Origin of the sequence: Kribbella sp. NPDC048915 (assembly GCF_040649595.1) — a bacterium.
GTDB lineage: Bacteria > Actinomycetota > Actinomycetes > Propionibacteriales > Kribbellaceae > Kribbella.
In genome coordinates this window covers 55,972-71,049 of the sequence record NZ_JBEZFT010000019.1, presented here as the reverse complement: position 1 = coordinate 71,049, position 15,078 = coordinate 55,972, and the positions used below count along the sequence as shown (strand labels likewise).

At 69.3% G+C, this 15,078-nt stretch carries 12 protein-coding genes and 1 riboswitch; of the genes, 9 read left to right on the top strand and 3 right to left on the bottom strand.

What is annotated here, in order from left to right; genetic code table 11:
• Positions 1–72 precede the first annotated feature (72 nt).
• From AB0B82_RS13210 to AB0B82_RS13195, 4 genes are read left to right on the top strand one after another with little or no spacing between them, the layout of a single operon-like run.
• Complete coding sequence (locus tag AB0B82_RS13210) at positions 73–1,533, top strand: TldD/PmbA family protein (protein ID WP_360166271.1); 1,461 nt, start codon at positions 73–75, stop codon at positions 1,531–1,533.
• Complete coding sequence (locus AB0B82_RS13205) at positions 1,530–2,855, top strand: metallopeptidase TldD-related protein (protein WP_360166268.1); 1,326 nt, start codon at positions 1,530–1,532, stop codon at positions 2,853–2,855. The genes AB0B82_RS13210 and AB0B82_RS13205 overlap by 4 nt, the downstream gene beginning before the upstream one ends.
• 24 nt (positions 2,856–2,879) lie before the next feature.
• Complete coding sequence (locus tag AB0B82_RS13200) at positions 2,880–5,138, top strand: aminotransferase class III-fold pyridoxal phosphate-dependent enzyme (RefSeq protein ID WP_360166265.1); 2,259 nt, start codon at positions 2,880–2,882, stop codon at positions 5,136–5,138.
• The gene (locus AB0B82_RS13195; RefSeq protein ID WP_360166262.1) at positions 5,131–6,045 is read left to right on the top strand and encodes a ribonuclease Z; all 915 of its coding nucleotides are present in this window, start codon (positions 5,131–5,133) and stop codon (positions 6,043–6,045) included. Before AB0B82_RS13200 ends, AB0B82_RS13195 begins: the two co-directional genes overlap by 8 nt.
• Before the next feature lie 19 nt (positions 6,046–6,064).
• On the opposite strand, the gene AB0B82_RS13190 is transcribed toward AB0B82_RS13195, so the two are convergent.
• Positions 6,065–7,009 carry a YafY family protein gene (locus AB0B82_RS13190; protein WP_360166259.1) on the bottom strand — a complete coding sequence of 315 codons (945 nt, stop codon included), beginning with the start codon at positions 7,007–7,009 and terminating at the stop codon, positions 6,065–6,067.
• A gap of 62 nt (positions 7,010–7,071) precedes the next feature.
• Here AB0B82_RS13190 and AB0B82_RS13185 point away from each other — a divergent pair, with 62 nt between their 5' ends.
• Complete coding sequence (locus tag AB0B82_RS13185) at positions 7,072–8,211, top strand: epoxide hydrolase family protein (RefSeq protein ID WP_360166256.1); 1,140 nt, start codon at positions 7,072–7,074, stop codon at positions 8,209–8,211.
• A gap of 300 nt (positions 8,212–8,511) precedes the next feature.
• Here AB0B82_RS13185 and AB0B82_RS13180 read toward each other — a convergent pair whose 3' ends face one another.
• Entirely contained in the window at positions 8,512–9,342 is an 831-nt protein-coding gene (locus AB0B82_RS13180; protein WP_360166253.1) for an oxidoreductase, read from the bottom strand.
• Positions 9,343–9,436: 94 nt separating this feature from the next.
• On the opposite strand from AB0B82_RS13180, the gene AB0B82_RS13175 reads away from it, so the two are divergent.
• Both AB0B82_RS13175 and AB0B82_RS13170 read left to right on the top strand, forming a co-directional pair.
• Positions 9,437–9,994, top strand: coding sequence for a TetR family transcriptional regulator (locus AB0B82_RS13175; RefSeq protein ID WP_360166250.1), 558 nt, complete (start codon positions 9,437–9,439; stop codon positions 9,992–9,994).
• A gap of 503 nt (positions 9,995–10,497) precedes the next feature.
• Positions 10,498–11,757 (top strand): trypsin-like peptidase domain-containing protein, encoded by a 1,260-nt coding sequence (locus AB0B82_RS13170; protein ID WP_360166247.1) that lies wholly within the window; start codon positions 10,498–10,500, stop codon positions 11,755–11,757.
• 256 nt (positions 11,758–12,013) lie between these two features.
• On the opposite strand, the gene AB0B82_RS13165 is transcribed toward AB0B82_RS13170, so the two are convergent.
• Positions 12,014–12,859 carry an NAD-dependent epimerase/dehydratase family protein gene (locus tag AB0B82_RS13165; RefSeq protein WP_360166244.1) on the bottom strand — a complete coding sequence of 282 codons (846 nt, stop codon included), beginning with the start codon at positions 12,857–12,859 and terminating at the stop codon, positions 12,014–12,016.
• A gap of 136 nt (positions 12,860–12,995) precedes the next feature.
• Between AB0B82_RS13165 and AB0B82_RS13160 the strand changes: the two genes are divergently transcribed.
• Positions 12,996–14,393, top strand: coding sequence for an MFS transporter (locus tag AB0B82_RS13160; RefSeq protein WP_360166241.1), 1,398 nt, complete (start codon positions 12,996–12,998; stop codon positions 14,391–14,393).
• Positions 14,390–14,923 carry a TetR family transcriptional regulator gene (locus AB0B82_RS13155; protein ID WP_360166238.1) on the top strand — a complete coding sequence of 178 codons (534 nt, stop codon included), beginning with the start codon at positions 14,390–14,392 and terminating at the stop codon, positions 14,921–14,923. The genes AB0B82_RS13160 and AB0B82_RS13155 overlap by 4 nt, the downstream gene beginning before the upstream one ends.
• Positions 14,924–14,992: 69 nt before the next feature.
• A riboswitch (S-adenosyl-L-homocysteine riboswitch) is annotated at positions 14,993–15,070 on the top strand.
• Positions 15,071–15,078 lie beyond the last annotated feature (8 nt).

Genomic DNA, 15,078 nt, shown 5'->3' with positions numbered 1-15,078 from the left:
AGAATCTCGTAGTGACTGCTACAGTGCTGGACAGTGGCGCCCGTTCCCCCAACCTCGATTCGGAGGTCCTTCGTGACTGCATCCCGTGATCTCGCAGAGGTGGTGCTCGGCCTGCTGCCCAACGACGTCCAGTACGGCGACATCCGCGTCGTTCGCCGGACCCACGAGCAGGTGCTCGTCGAGCTCGACGGACCCGGCGAGGTGAACTACGACGACTCACTCGGCCTCGGGCTGCGGGTCCTGATCGGCGGCCGCTGGGGTTTCGCCGCGACACACCGGCTGGACCCGCAGGGGGTGGACGCCGTGGTGTCGCAGGCGGTCGGCCAGGCCCGCGCGGCCGGTGGCGGCGGGAACGTCGCCCTGGGGACGCCGGTGACCACCCGTGACACGTGGGTCTCACCCCTGGAGGTGGATCCGTTTCAGGTCGCCTTGTCGACCAAGCTCGACCTGTTGTCCGCCGCCGTGAAGGAGGCGTCGACGGCGGGCCCGCTGGTGCAGCAGATCGAAGCGTCGATGGACTTCTACCGCGACGAGAAGGTCTTCGCGAACACCGAGGGCGCGCTGATCGAGCAGACCCTGACCGAGAGCGGCGGCGGCCTGATGGTGAACGCGGGTGACGGCAACGACGTCCAGCGCCGCTCGTTCCCGCAAGGCGTGCCGCGGCAGATCCGCGGTCAGCGCGGCGACTTCGCTCTGGCGGGCTACGAGCACGTGCTTTCGCTCGGCCTGGTGGAGAACGCGGCCCGGGTCGCGTCCGAGGCGGTGGCGCTGCTGACCGCGCCGCAGTGCCCGGACGAGATCACCACGCTGATTGCCGGTGGCAACCAGTTGGCGATGGTTCTGCACGAGTGCGCCGGCCACCCGATGGAGGCCGACCGCGCGCTCGGTACCGAGGCCAGCCTCGCCGGCGGCACGTACGCGACCCCGGAGCGGCGCGGCAACTTCCGCTGGGGTACGCCGATCGTCTCCGCCTACGCCGACGCGACCATCCCCGGTGCGCTCGGCTCGTTCAAGTACGACGACGAAGGCGTGCCGGCGCAGCGCACCGACCTGGTGCAGGACGGCATCTTCGTCGGGTACATGACGAGCCGCGAGTACGCCGGTGCGCTCGGACTCGAGTCGACCGGGCAGGCGCGCGCGGACGGCTGGCAACGGCTGCCGTTGGTGCGGATGACCAACATCTGCCTGGAGCCGGGGGAGTCCTCGCTGGCGGAGATGATCGCCGGCACCAAGCGCGGCATCCTGGTCGACACCAATCGGGGCTTCTCGATCGACGACCAGCGGATGAGCTTCCGCTTCCAGACCGAGCTCGGCTGGGAGATCCGCGACGGCAAACTCGGGCGGCTGCTGAAGAACTGCACGTACCAGAGCGACACCCCGACGTTCTGGGGCAGTCTCGACGCGCTCGGTGGACCGGACGAGTGGAAGGTGCACGGCGTCCCGTCCTGCAACAAGGGCGAACCGTTGCAGGTGGCGCATCTCGGCCACGGCACGGTTCCCGGCCGCTTCCAGAACGTACAGGTGGGACGATGAGCATCCAGGAATCACTGGTCCGGCAGGCGTTGGAGATCCTCGGTGACGGCACCCGCATCGACGTCCTCGGCGAGAACGCCGACCTGTTGCGGTACGCCGAGTCCGAGATCACCGCGCAGCACAGCGAGCGGCGGCTGCGGGTCCGGGCCCGGATCACCCGGAACGGGCGCTCGGTCGCAGGTTCCCTGGAGACCCTCGACGCGGAGGCTGTGCGCGGGCTCGCCGAGCGCTTGCATGCGGCGCTGGGCGACCTGCCGGCCGGGCCCGACGGTGAGCTGCCGCTCGGCGCCGACCGCTCGGCGCCGACGCCGCGGATCCCGGCTGCCGCGTCGGTTCTCGAGTCCGACCCGGCGGTCCGGCATCGCTGGTTCGCGACGGTCCGCGACGGCCTCGATCCGGTTGCCAAGCTCGGTGGGGCGATTCGCTTCGACGTGCTGGACCGGGTGGTTGCCGACTCCACCGGATTGCTCCGTTCGGAGACGTTGACCAAGGCATCGATCCAGGCGATCGCCGAGCAGGACGGCCGGTCCGCGAGTGTCAAGCTGATGCACCGCGACGCCGACCGGATCCCCGTCGACGAGATCCCGGGGAGACTGCGCGACGCGCTTCGCCCGTTGCCGACGGTCGACGCCCGGCACGGAACCTGCCGTGTGCTCCTGAAACCACAAGCTGCCAACGCACTCATCGCGACGTACGGCTATGCGGTCCTCGGCGCGAACGCCTATGCGACCGGTCGATCCGCGGTCTCCGGGCGGCTGGGCGAGAAGGTGGCGAGCGAGCTGGTCACGCTGGTCGACGACGGCTGCGCTGCTGACGGTCTGCCGAGCGGATTCGATGCTGAGGGCAACGTCCGCCGCCGGACACCACTGCTCGAGAACGGTGTCCTGGTCGGGCTGGTGTCCGACCTGCGGCGGGCCGGCCTGACGGACGGCGTACCGACGGGACACGCGGTGCCGGACGGCTGGCGGTTCGGCGGTGATCCGGTGCCGTCCCATCTGTTGCTCGATGCCGGTACGTCGAGTGAGGACGAGCTGCTCGCCGAGTGCGGCAGCGGCCTGGTCGTCAACCGCCTCGACTACCTGCGCGTCCTGCACCCGAAGGAGACGCTGGTGACCGGCACGACGCGCGATGCGACGTACTGGACCGAGGGCGGTGAGCTCGTCGGCTGGCATCCGCAGCTGCGGTTCACGTTCCGGATGCAGGACGTGCTGAACGCGGTCATCGGCGTCGGCGCGGAGCGGCAGCGCTGCGACCAGACGTTCATGGAGAGCGTCGTCGTACCGTCGCTGCTGATCGAGGCCGGCCCGCTCGTCCTGCCCTGATCCGGGTTTCGCCGAGGAGACGTCATGGATGTGATGCCGGAGCGGACGCCGAGCATGGTGGCGGATCCGCCGGAGGTCGACGTGCTGCTGGTCGATCGGCTGTTGCGGCAGCAGTACGGCGTCGACGCCGTCCTGACCGAGCTGCGGAGTGAGCGGGACCGGAACTTCCTGGCCGAGAGCGGCACGGCGCGGTGGGTGGTGAAGGTCTCGAACTCCGGGGACGACAGCAGCCAGATCGCGATGGAGTGTGCGGCGATGCGGCATGTCGAGCTCGTCGATCCAGGGTTCCCGATTCCGCGGGTGCTGCCGGCGACGGCCGGCGGCCCGGTCACCGTGCTGCGGGCGAACGACGGCCGGATGCATCAGGTCCGGGTGATCACGACACTGCCGGGTGACGTCGGCGATCTGACCGCGTTGCCGTCGTGGTTCCCGGGCGAGTTCGGTGCGGTGTGTGCACGGCTCGCGAAGGCGTTGGAGAGCTTCGGCCATCCGGCGGCGTACCGGCGGCTCGACTGGGATCCGCGACTGGTCAGCAGCCTCCAGCGGTACGTCGAGCACGTGCCGGACGTCGATCGCCAGGCCTTGTTGCAGGCGCTGACGGATCGATTCGCCAGGCTGCCGGAGGCGACTCAAGGGTTGCCGTCGTCGGTGTTTCACGGCGATGTGACGTTGAGCAACGTGCTGATGACTGCCGACAGGATCACCGGCGTGATCGACTTCGGCGACATGCATCACACCGCCCGGGTCGCCGACCTGGCGATCAGTCTGACGTCTCTGCTGCGTGAGTCCGACGACCTGTGGAGCGACGCTCGGCAGTTCCTCGACGCCTACCAGCGGGAGCTGCCGCTGGAGCCCGCGGAGGTGGACGTCCTCGGCGAGCTGGTGCTCGCCCGCTGCGTCGCGAGCATCCTGATCTCGGCCTGGCGGGCCCCGTTGTACCCGGAGAACGAGGAGTACCTGACCAGCCTGGTTTCGGGTAGCTGGCGCGTCCTCGACGAACTCGCCGACCTCGACCGGGTCGAGTTGGCCGGTCGCTTCCACCGGCTCTGCGGGACGTTGCGGGTGACCACGACCGCGGATCCGGCGTTGCTGGTACGGCGGAAGGCCGTGCTCGGCGGTGACCTCTCGCCGCTGTTCTATCGCGAACCGTTGCAGCCGGTCCGGGCCGAAGGGGCCTGGATCCACACTGCCGACGGGCGGCGGTATCTCGATGCCTACAACAACGTTCCGGTGGTCGGCCACGCGCATCCGGCCGTGGTCCAGGCGATCTCGAGGCAGGCCGCCGTACTCAACCTCAACTCCCGCTACCTGCATCCGCATGCGGTCGAACTGGCCGAGCGGCTGGTCGCCTCGATGCCGGACGGTCTCGACACGTGCGTGTTCGTGAACTCGGGGAGCGAGGCCAATGATCTGGCCTGGCGGATGGCGCGACTGGCCACCGGGGGCTCCGGGGCGATCGTCGCGGATCTCGCGTACCACGGGGTGAGCGAGGCGACGGCCGCCTGGTCGACCAACACGTATCCGCCGTCGGCGCGGCCACCGCACATCGCGACCTTCGAGGCGCCGCGGTCGGGCGAGGGCGGCGCCGAGGCCCATGCCCGGGTCCGCGCCGCCGCCGCTGAACTGTGGCGCAGCGGTCATCAGGTTGCGCTGCTCGCTGTCGATTCGGTGTTCAGCAGCGCGGGGATTCTGACGCCTTCGGACGACTTCATGCGCGGTCTGCAGGACGAGGTGCGGTCGGCCGGCGGGCTGTTCCTGGCCGACGAGGTGCAGGCAGGGTTCGGCCGCGGCGGACGGAACCTGTGGCGGTTCCTCGACTTCGGGCTGACGCCGGACTTCGTCACGCTCGGAAAGCCGATGGGCAACGGTCATCCGGTCGCGGCGCTGATCACCCGCCGGGAGCTCGCCGAGCGGTTCGCGGCGGTTGACGAGTTCTTCAGTACCTTCGCCGGCAACCCGGTGTCGTGTGTCGCGGCGCTCACGGTGCTCGACGTCATCGAGCAGACCGGTCTCGTCGAGCGTTCCGGTGCTCTCGGCGAGCTGCTGCGCGCGGGCATTGCGGCCGCAGCACCCGAGGCTGTCGTGCGCGGGCAGGGGTTGATGGTGGGAGTCGAGGTGCCGGACGCCGCCGGCTTCGCGGAGCGGTTGCGCGAGTACGGCGTCCTCGTCGGGACGACCGGTCCGGCCGGGGGAGTGCTCAAGATCCGCCCACCGCTGATCTGGACCGAGGCCGAGGTCGAGTACTTCCTCCGGGCGTTTGGCTACTGTTGGGCGCGTGCGTGAGCTCGTCGTGCTCGGGACCGGCAGTCAGGTGCCGTCGCGTGAGCGCACGCAGAACGGCTACTTACTGCGCTGGGACGACGAAGGGTTCCTCTTCGATCCGGGGGAGGGGACGCAGCGGCAGATGATTTACGCCGGCGTCCCGGCCGGCGCGATCACCCGGTTGTGCGTGACGCATTTCCACGGCGACCACTGCCTCGGCGTACCTGGCGTGGTGCAGCGGCTGTCGCTGGACGACGTACCGCATCCGGTGCGGGCGCACTACCCGGCGTCCGGGCAGCAGTACTTCGAGCGGCTGCGGTACGCCGCCTCCTTCTTCGAGCGGGCCACGCTGCTTGAGGAGCCGGTGGAGGAGGACGGTCTGCTGTCGGTCGGGCCGTTCGGGCAGTTGTGGGCGCGACGGCTGGAGCATCCGATCGAGTCGTTCGGCTATCAGTTGATCGAGCCCGACGGGCGGCGGATGCTGCCGGACAAGCTGGCGGCGTACGGCGTGATCGGGCCGGCGATCGATCGGCTGCAGCAGACCGGATCTCTCGAGATCGACGGTCGGCGGGTGCTGCTGGAGGACGTCAGCGAGCCGCGGCGGGGGCAGCGGTTCGCTTTCGTGATGGACACCCGGTTGTGCGCCAACGTGCTGCGGCTCGCGGACGGGGCCGATCTGCTGGTGATCGAGTCGACGTACCTCTCGGCGGAGGCCGAGCTGGCGCGGCGGTTCGGGCACTTGACCGCGCGTCAGGCGGCACGGGTCGCGGCGGAGTGCGGCGTACGGACGCTGGTACTGACGCACTTCTCGCAGCGGTATCTGGAGCCGGAGCGGTTCTACGAGGAGGCTGCGGCGGAGTTCGCGGGGGAGATCGTGGTGGCTTCGGATCTGAGCCGGGTCACGGTGCCACCGCGGCGCGCGGACTGAGCGTCTCGCTGGCCGGCCTCTAGGCCTGCGGGAGCGCGGCCGCAAGGCGGGTCGTCAGGTCACGGATGGTGTCGACGAGTTCGTGCGGCGACTGGATTTCGAACGGGAGGCCGAGCAACCCGAGGTACAACGCGAGCTGTTCGAGCGAATGGGCGCCGGTCTCGACCAAGGTCGTTGCCTCGTCCAACGGAGTGACGGTGGCAACGTTCGGACCGTAGCGGTCGGCAACTTCTTCGGCCGGCGCGTGGACCAGGATGCGGGCCTGGTGGCGGTAGCCACCCGAAGCGACGCCGCGGTTGGTGGTTCGCAGGTCCGGTACGTCGCGGGGCGTGAACCGTGGACCGGTCGGGATCCGTGGCTCCAGCCGATCCAGCCGGAACGTCCGCCAGTCCCCCTTCTCCAGATCCCACGCCACCAGATACCACCGGCGCCCGGTGTGCACGAGCCGGTGCGGCTCGGTCCGCCGGGTGCTCGCCGTACCGTCATGATTGCGGTAGTCGAACCTGAGCTGGAAGTGGTCACGGCACGCGGCGGCGACCGCGAGCAGTACGTCGGATTGCACCGAGGGACCGCCCTCGGGCGTGACCGCGATCTGCTGCAGGAGCTCGATCCGGTGGCGTAGGCGGGACGGCAGCACCTGTTCCAGTTTGGCCAGCGCACGCACCGACGACTCCTCGGTGCCCGCGACGGTGCCGGTCGCGGCCGCGCGCAGTCCGACGGCGACAGCGACCGCTTCCTCGTCGTCGAGCAGCAACGGCGGGAGCGCGGCACCGGCGCCGAGGCGGTAGCCGGCCACCCCGGGTACGGCGTCGACGGGGTAGCCGAGGTTGCGCAGTTTGTCGACGTCCCGCCGTACCGTCCGAACTCCCACTTCGAGTTCGTCGGCCAGGGCCGCGCCGCTCCACTCCCTGGGTTGCTGCAGAAGGGAGAGGAGCTTCAGCAGTCGTGCGGACGTTTCGATCATGCTTCTGATTGTGGCATCCGGTTAGGACCGAAGCTGTCCTAACCGGATGCCAGGCTGGAGCCATGATCAAGCCGTTCAGCATCGACATCCCGCAGAGCACACTCGACGACCTGGCCGCAAAGCTGGCGAGTGCCCGCTTCCCCACGCCGCTGCCCGGCGACGACTGGTCGACTGGCGTCCCGGTGTCCTGGCTGTCGTCAATGGTCGACTACTGGCGTACGTCGTACGACTGGCGCGCGGCCGAGAAGGAGCTGAACTCGTATCCGCAGTTCGTCGCGGAGATCGAGGGTCAGCGGATCCACTTCATCCACGTCCGGTCCGCCGAGCCCGATGCGCTGCCGTTGCTGCTCACGCACGGCTGGCCCGGGTCGATCGTCGAGTTCCTGGACCTGATCGGCCCACTGACCGACCCGGTTGCGCACGGCGGGTCGGCGGCCGACGCCTTCCATGTGGTGATTCCGTCGCTGCCCGGGTTCGGGTTCTCCGGCCCGACCGCGGACGGTGATTGGACCTTCCCACGAATCGGCCGGGTCTGGGCCGCGCTGATGGCCGAGCTCGGGTACTCCCGGTACGGCGTCCAAGGCGGTGACCTCGGCGGCTCGGTCTCACCCGAGGTGGGACGCGCGGCTCCGGAGCGGGTCGTCGGCGTACACGCCAACGGCGGGACGAACCTGCCGCCGCTGCAGCTGTCCGAGGAGGAGGTGAAGACGCTGACTCCGCTGGAGCAGGACCGGATCGCGCGAATCGGGCAGTTCATGAAGGACGAGTTCGGCTACATCTCGATCCAGTCGACGCGGCCGCAGACGCTGGCGTACGGGCTGGTTGACTCGCCGGTCGCGCAGCTCGCCTGGATCATGGACAAGTTCAAGGCCTGGACGTACCCCGCCGACAAGCTCCCCGACGAGATCATCAGCCGCGACCGCCTGCTCACCAACGTCATGTTCTACTGGCTCACCGGCACCGGCGGGACGGCGGCGTACATCGGCTACGCCCAGCCGCGCTCGTGGGCACCACGCCCCAACTCCGGCGTGCCCACCGCTGTCCTTGCCCTCGCCCACGACGTGGCCATCCGTCGGTACTGCGAGACCTCCAACACCATCACCCGCTGGACCGACGTAGACCGGGGCGGCCACTTCGCCGCCCTGGAAGAACCCGACCTCCTCCTCGCCGACATCCGCACCTTCTTCACCAGCCTCCGCTAACCCCACCCACGTGCGCGGCGTCGACCCGCCGCGCTCGCGCACCGCGAGCCGCGGCCAGAGGGCGACTTTGTGCACCAGATCCGTACTTTTCGTGCGTTGAAATACGGATCCCGTGCACAAAGTGGCCTCGGACGCGCCTGCCGTCGCTCCAGATCCGCATGCCCGGCCCTGTCCATGCTCCGGACCAGCGTTCGTCCTGGCTGCGTGCCCGGGGCGAGGGGGACGAGCTTGTGGATGGGATCCGTGCTGGTCGTGCGATCGGTACGGATCCCATCCACAGAGTCGTCCGAGTGCTGGTGATCAGGAGTAGTCGGTGGAGGTGGTGAGGGTGGACCACGCTTCTGCCTCGGTGGCGCGGGCGGTGGACGCAGCGGCGGCCAGGGCCAGGGCGTCGGAGCCGAGGAGCAGGCGGAGCGGTGGGGTGTCGAGGGCGACCACTTGGAGGACGGCCTGCGCTGCCTTCACCGGATCGCCCGGCTCGTTGCCGTCCGTCTCGCGCCGCCGCCGGTGCATCGCGCCGACCGTCGCCTCGTAGTCCGGGTGTACGTCGTGCATTTGCATCGACGACCCACCCCAGTCCGTGCGGAACGCACCCGGCTCCACGATCGTGACCTTCACCCCGAACGGCCGCACCTCGTTGTTCAGCACCTCGGAGAATCCCTCGACGGCGAACTTCGCCGTCTGGTACGCACCCAGCCCGGGCGTCCCACCGACTCGCCCGCCGATCGACGAGAACTGCAGGAAGTGCCCGCTGCGCTGCTCCCGGAACACCGGCAACGCTGCCTTCGTCACGTTCACCACCCCGAACAGATTCGTCTCGAGCTGCGCCCGGAAGTCGTCGTCCGACATCTCTTCGATCGATGCGCTGTTCGCGTACCCGGCGTTGTTCGCCACCACGTCCAGCCCGCCGAACTCCTCGACCGCGGTCCGTACGGCGATGCGCGCAGCCTCGGCGTCGGTGACGTCGAGCGGGACTGCGCGCATCCGGTCGCCGTACTTCGTCACCAGCTCGTCGAGCTGCTCGGGATTGCGGGCCGTCCCGACGACGCGGTCGCCGGCCTCGAGCGCCGCCTCGGCCAGCGCACGGCCCAGGCCGCGCGAGCTGCCGGTGATCAGCCAGATCTTGCTCATGCTTCTTCCTAACTAACCGTTTGGTTGGATCACCTCCATATAACCAACCGGTTGGTTGGAAAACAACTAACCGGTTGGTCGGTAGGCTGAGCGCATGCAGCAGCGGAACGCAGACCGGACCCGGACCCGCATTCTCGAGGCCGCCACCGAGGAGTTCGCGGCGCGCGGGATCGCCGGTGCGCGGGTGAGCAGGATCGCGGAGGTCGCCGGGTGCAACAAGGCGATGCTGTACGCGTACTTCGGGAACAAGGACGAGCTGTTCGATGCGGTGTTCAGTGCATCGGTCGAGCAGTACTTGGACGAGGTCGGGTTCGATGTCGATGATCTGCCGGCGTACGCGGGGCGGGTGTTCGACTACTTCGAGGAGCACCCGGATCGATTGCGGCTCTCGATCTGGTACCGGCTCGAGCGGCCGGACGGTCAGCCCCTGGCAGCAGTGGTCGCGGTGAACCAGAGTCGGCTGGAGGAGCTGCAGCGCGGTATGCGGCGGCGGGTGGTGCCGAGGCGGTTCACGGCGGTCAGCTTGCTGGCGTTGATCCAGGCGATCGCGACGAGCTGGTGGTCGATCAACCCGGAGCTCGGCGCCGACCTCCCGAACCGGATCGTGCGGCGGCGCGCGGTGGTGATGGCGGTGCAGCAGATTCTCAGGTGATTCATCGGTTCGGCCGATGGAGTTCTCAGTCTGCCGAGCTCTACTCGAAGGCAGAGGGAACTGGCCGAGGAGGGCGACAACAGATGAACGAGAGCGCTGGACCGGAACCGTACAACGGCGGGCAGGCGCCACGCGGCGAGCAGCACAACGATGCGCAGCCGAGCGGACCACAACAGGCCGGATTGCCGAACAACGGCGAGCCGAACGGGTCACACGGGAACGGTCAAGCCGGTGAAGTGCAGTACGGGCCGCAGCACTACAGGGCGCAGGCAACGAACCCCCAGCCCGTAGCACCCCAGCCCGCCGAGACACTCAACTCCGGCGCGCAGAGCAACCCCACCCCCGACGCCGCGGCGCAGGGTGGAGCCTGGCAGCAGGGTGTCCCGCAGTACGGGGTTGGGCAGTATGGCGCTGGGCAACATGGGGCGCCGCAGTACCCGGGGACGCAGGGCGTGGGTGGTCTGGCGGGAGGAGATGGGGGTCGGAAGCGGCGGGGGCGGCGGATGTTCGGGGCCGGGGTGCTGGGGCTGGCTGCGGTGGTCGTCGCGGGATCGGTTGCTTGGGGCATCGATCAGCGGGCGGCCGGGCACGGGGCGGAGTTGTCGCAGAAGGCGCTCGATCCGGCGGCGGTGGCGGCTCAGGTTTCGCCGGGGCTCGTGGATGTGAACACGGTGCTCGGATTCGAGAACGCGCGTGCCGCGGGTACCGGGATCGTGCTGTCGTCGGACGGTGAGGTGCTCACCAACCATCACGTGATCGAAGGTGCGACGTCGATCTCCGTCACGGACATCGGGAACGGGAAGACGTACAGTGCGAGCGTCGTCGGGTACGACGAGAACCACGACATCGCCGTACTGAGGCTGAAGGACGCGTCCGGGCTGCAGACCGCCAAGACCGGCGACTCCGACACGGTGAAGCTGGGTGACCAGGTGGTCGGGGTCGGGAACGCGGGCGGTGTCGGTGGCAAGCCGAGCTACGCCGTCGGACGGGTGACCGGGCTGAACCAGACGATCACCGCGACCGACGAGAACGGCCAGGACCCGGAGCAGCTCGAGAACCTGATCCAGACCGACGCGAACATTCAGCCCGGTGATTCGGGCGGTCCGCTGGTCGACGCGAACGGTGAGGTCATCGGCGTCGACGTGGCCGGCAACGGCGGCAACAACGGCGGGCAGGGGTCGCCGCAGCAGACCGCGGCGACGCCGGCAGCGTCGGGCAACGGCGCGACGGGCTGCGGGTTCGGGGACGGGAACGGATCCCCATTCGGGAACGGCGGCTTCGGGAACGGCGGCTTCGGGAACGGCGGCGGCTTCGGCGACGGCCAGGGCAACGGCCAGGGCAACGGTTCGGAAGACCCCGGCGCCGGTCAGGGTCAGGGGCAAGGCGATGGGACGACGACGCAGGGGTTCGCGATCCCGATCAACGAGGCGCTCGACATCGCCGGCCAGATCCAGGACGGCAAGGCGTCGGCCGACGTACACATCGGTGACTCGGCGATGCTCGGGGTGTCGGTGGTCGAGGCGCCCGGTACCGAAGGTGCGGTCGTCGGGGACGTGGTCGCCAACGGCCACGCCGACGAAGCCGGGATCGAGCCCGGTGACCTGATCACCTCGTTCGCGGGGCACACGGTCGAGTCGCCCGACACGCTGTCGGAGCTCCTGAACAAGCAGCACCCGGGCGACAAGGTCGAGGTCGGCTGGACGGACCAGTTCGGCCAGACCCACAAGGCCACCATCGAACTCGTCACCGGCCCGGTCCGCTGATCCAGCGCTACCCCTCGCACCAGCGGACCGACCAGATCGGGCCCGAGCCCTCCCCCTCCCCAGGAGCGCCCGGGCCCGATCTTCTACGTGTACGCCGAGCCGCCCCCCCGCGAAGCCGGGGCGAGTTGCTTGTGGTGATGGTCGTTCGTCGAGTCGTGGGCTTTGGTCGTTGGTGAGACCCGATCTCCACGACTCGGCGAATCCGGCGGCAGCCATTTGCCACGACTCGGCGCCGGCCGGGCGGGGTTGGTCAGGGTCACGGGGTGTGGAAGCCGGTCCTCCAGGTGGGGTGGGTGGGCTGCCAGCTCAGGGAGTGGGCGTGGGTATTGGTGGCGCCTCGGGCCCAGGGGGTTCGGGGTGCGTCGGTGGGCGGGGGTGGGGGAGCGCCGACCGAGGCGGCGAACGCGGGGGTCCAAAGGGAGGCGGGGGCGGGATCGTCGTCGACGATGTTGATCGGCCCGGATGGCCATGTCAGCGCGGCGAGGGCGGCGAGGGCGGCGAGGGCGGCGTCGTCGGCGTGGAGGAAGCTGGTGAAGTCGGGGCCGGCGGGGAGTTGGCCGGCGTGGGCCTGGTCGGCCATCAGGCCGCCCTTGGTGTACCAGGTGTCCGGGCCGTAGAGCATGCCGTACCGCAGCACTACCCACTCGGGCGCCTCGGCGGTGATCGTCTCGAGTTCGGCGACGGCCGAGACCATGGCGCGACGGCCGGGGTCGGCGGCGTCCAGGTCGAGCGGTACGGACTCGTCGGCGGGTGTCGAACCAGGCGAGTAGGCCCACGCGACGCTTTGCGAGATCACCCGCTGGACGCCGGCGGCAAGTGCCGCGTCGACCAGGTTGCGGGTGCCTTCGCGCCGGATCCGCCCGTTCGCGGCGAAGTCGCGCGAGGTCAGATCGGTGAGCTGATGCATCACCACGTCCGGCCGGGCGGCAGCGACCACAGACCGCAGCCGCGCAGCGTCGTACACGTCGCCGACCACCGTGGTCGCTCCCGCGATCTCGACCGAACGCCTGGTCAGTGCCACCACTTCATGGCCCGCAGTAACCAGCAGCGGGACGACCCGACGTCCGACCACGCCGGTCGCGCCGGCGACGAAGATCCTCATGCGGCCACCGTAAGCAGGTGCCCACCACAGCACTTGGTCCATTTGCTGAACGATTCAACGGGCCACTTCCGACCAGGGTGAACAGGCGTTTACCATCAGGAGTAAACAACTGTTCACCACCTCGTGAGGCCCCACCTTGTCCGCTCGCCCCCGCCTGATCCTCGCCGCGCTCGCGTTCTGTGGTGTCCTGGTCTCGATCAGCCAGACCATCGTCGTCCCGCTGCTCCCCGAACTCCCCGAGATCACCAACAGCCCGCCCTCCGACGTCAGTTGGCTCATCACCGTCACGCTGCTGACCGGTGCGGTCTTCACGCCGCTGCTCGGCCGCGCCGGCGACATGTACGGCAAGCGCCGGGTGCTGCTGATCGCCCTGTCTTCGATGGTCATCGGCTCGCTGCTCTGCGCGAGCAGCTCGAACCTGACCGTACTGATCACCGGGCGCGCGTTCCAGGGCGCCGCGGTGGCCGTCGTACCGCTCGGCATCAGCATCCTGCGCGACGAACTGCCGCCGCGGCGCGTCATCCCGTCGATCGCGATCATGAGCTCGACGCTCGGGATCGGTGCCGCGTTCGGCATCCCGGCCGCGACCCTGGTCGTCCAGTACGCGAACTGGCACACGATGTTCTGGATCAACCTCGGTCTCGGGCTGCTCGACATCGTGCTGGTGCTGCTGATCGTGCCGGAGTCCGCGATCCGCACCAGCGGACGGTTCGACGTTCTCGGCGCGATCGGGCTGAGCGCGTTCCTGGTCTGCCTGCTGCTCGCGGTCTCCAAGAGTGGGGCGTGGAGTACGCCGACGATCATCAGCCTGTACGGCGTCGCGGTGCTGCTCGTTCCGTTGTGGGGCTGGTACGAGCTGCGTACGAAGAGCCCGCTCGTCGATCTGCGGGTGTCCGCGCGCCCCGGCGTACTGTTCACGAATCTCGGCGCGTTGCTGATCGGGTTCGCGTTCTACGCCAACTCGCTGTCCACCGCGCAGCTCGTCCAGGAGCCGAAGTGGACCGGGTACGGCCTCGAGGAGTCGATCGTGGTCAGCGGTCTGTGCCTGCTGCCGGGCGGTGTCGCGATGGTGCTGCTCTCGCCGGTGTCGGCGCGCATCTCGGCCGCCCGCGGCCCGCGGTTCACGCTCGCGATCGCGTCGGTGATCATGGCGGCGGGGTACGTCGTCCGCCTGTTCACCAGCGGCAACGTGGCCGGCATCGTGGTCGGCGCGACGGTCGTGAGTGCCGGTACGGCGGTGGCGTACTCGGCGCTGCCCGCGTTGATCATGCATGCTGTGCCGGTGACCGAAACGGCTGCCGCGAACGGCCTGAACACGCTGATGCGCACGATCGGCCAGGCGATCTGCAGCACGATCGTCGCGACCGTGCTGGCCAACCTCACGATCGCGAACGCGGGACGGGTCGCGCCGGCACTGTCGGCGTACCTGACGGTGTTCGTGATCGCCGGTATCGCGGCGGTCGTCGCGGCGGGGCTGGTGCTGCTGATCCCGGTGCACAAGCCCGAGCCGGCGTACGAGGTGACCACGCCGTGACCGATCCGGGGCGTACGGCGATCCTCCGGGCGGCACGAAAGGCGTTCGCGCGGCAGCCGTACGACGCGGTGACCCTGCGCGGGGTAGCCGCCGACGCGGGCGTCAGCGCCGCGCTGATCGTGAAGTACTTCGGCGGCAAGGAAGCGCTCTTCGAACGGGTCGCCGACTTCACCGAGGCGGCCCAGTTGCTGCTCGCCGCACCGAACGAGCGCCTCGGTGAGCACGCCGTACGGACGCTGATCGCGTATCGGAGAGAAAACGATCAGGACCTACTTCTCCGGGTCGTGTTCGCGGCTGGCAAAGGCGAGGACCGTGCGCTGATCCGTGAGCATTTCCGCGATCAGGTGACGCGTGCGTTCGCGGCCCGGCTGACCGGATCGGACGCCGAGGTGCGGGCCGGCCTGATCACCGCGCACCTGCTCGGTCTGGGCGCCGTGCTCGCGATCGACAAGACGGGGCCGGTGGCCGCCGCCGACCCCGCAGACATCGCGCGGAGCTACGCTCCCGCGATCCAGCAGCTCATCCACTGATTGAACAGCGATCCTAAAATGTGGACAACGGGCTTGGCGTCCGGTGTGACCCCACTAACATGGACCGTCCAGGCCGAGAGGCGCTGCAACGGACCCCAGGTCCGCCACGCTCGACCTGGAGTCTGACTGCAAGGGCGCCTCCGGAGAGTTCTTCT

Coding starts and splice junctions, on each gene's coding strand:
- AB0B82_RS13165 (WP_360166244.1), bottom strand. CDS start 12,859: ATGAGGATCTTCGTCGCCGGCGCGACCGGCGTGGTCGGACGTCGGGTC.
- AB0B82_RS13190 (WP_360166259.1), bottom strand. CDS start 7,009: ATGATCGAAACGTCCGCACGACTGCTGAAGCTCCTCTCCCTTCTGCAG.
- AB0B82_RS13180 (WP_360166253.1), bottom strand. CDS start 9,342: ATGAGCAAGATCTGGCTGATCACCGGCAGCTCGCGCGGCCTGGGCCGT.
- AB0B82_RS13170 (WP_360166247.1), top strand. CDS start 10,498: ATGTTCGGGGCCGGGGTGCTGGGGCTGGCTGCGGTGGTCGTCGCGGGA.
- AB0B82_RS13205 (WP_360166268.1), top strand. CDS start 1,530: ATGAGCATCCAGGAATCACTGGTCCGGCAGGCGTTGGAGATCCTCGGT.
- AB0B82_RS13185 (WP_360166256.1), top strand. CDS start 7,072: ATGATCAAGCCGTTCAGCATCGACATCCCGCAGAGCACACTCGACGAC.
- AB0B82_RS13175 (WP_360166250.1), top strand. CDS start 9,437: ATGCAGCAGCGGAACGCAGACCGGACCCGGACCCGCATTCTCGAGGCC.
- AB0B82_RS13200 (WP_360166265.1), top strand. CDS start 2,880: ATGGATGTGATGCCGGAGCGGACGCCGAGCATGGTGGCGGATCCGCCG.